This is a genomic window from Lysinibacillus sp. RU7, assembly GCF_057837305.1.
This window is the reverse complement of sequence record NZ_JBYQFK010000243.1, coordinates 1-246: the sequence shown is the minus strand read 5'-3', so window position 1 is coordinate 246 and position 246 is coordinate 1. Positions and strand designations below refer to the sequence as shown.

The 246-nt window shown below is 60.6% G+C and carries 1 protein-coding gene; it reads left to right on the top strand.

Translation table 11 applies throughout. From position 1 onward, the window contains the following. Positions 1–180 (top strand): hypothetical protein (locus AC3II9_RS22270; RefSeq protein WP_489158931.1); only part of this gene is annotated, 180 nt, incomplete at its 5' end. Positions 181–246: the final 66 nt, after the last annotated feature.

The window sequence follows — 246 nt, the reverse complement described above, 5'->3', positions numbered from 1 at the left end:
ACCCTGCCCAACAGCTGCCCCAGTCTGGGCTTCGAACGGCGTTTTTCCTATCGCACCAGCATGTCCCAGCTCTGTTCGGTCGACATCATCACCGTGCTGTTCAACGCCGGGCCGGGGCTGCAACCGGGTGCCAGCTGTGGCCTGGGCAAATTCCAGCCGATGGTGAAGGCCCCGAAATAAGTTTCGGGAACAGGTGATTTTGTGGCTGGCGCGGTTCGAAGCCCTTTGCTAAGCGCCCCTTCTGAC